1 pseudogene is annotated in these 222 nt (G+C 39.2%); it reads left to right on the top strand.

Annotation, left to right across the window (positions count from 1 at the left end):
* Positions 1-195: pseudogene (locus tag A142_RS15135) on the top strand (hypothetical protein); the annotation flags it as partial.
* Positions 196-222 lie beyond the last annotated feature (27 nt).

The raw sequence follows: 222 nt of genomic DNA, 5'->3' as shown, positions 1-222 counted from the left end.
TTTGTCCTTGAGAAGTTTGGACTGTTCTACAGCAAAGCAAAAGCAATGCTCAACCGTAACCTAAGAAAAAAGAGCAAAGAAAACAAAGCAACTCAACAAGCAGCTTCTTCTAGGGTTGATCATATCAATCAGCTTCTCGATGAAGCCCAGACTTCTGATATACCAGAATGGGAAGATTACACTCCTCCTGAATAACCCCTTTAAATTTATTCATACCGTTAG

Source organism: Vibrio splendidus 12E03 (genome assembly GCF_000272105.2).
GTDB lineage: Bacteria > Pseudomonadota > Gammaproteobacteria > Enterobacterales > Vibrionaceae > Vibrio > Vibrio splendidus_I.
The sequence above is the reverse complement of the archived record's forward strand: the minus strand, read 5'-3'. Positions and strand labels throughout refer to the sequence as shown.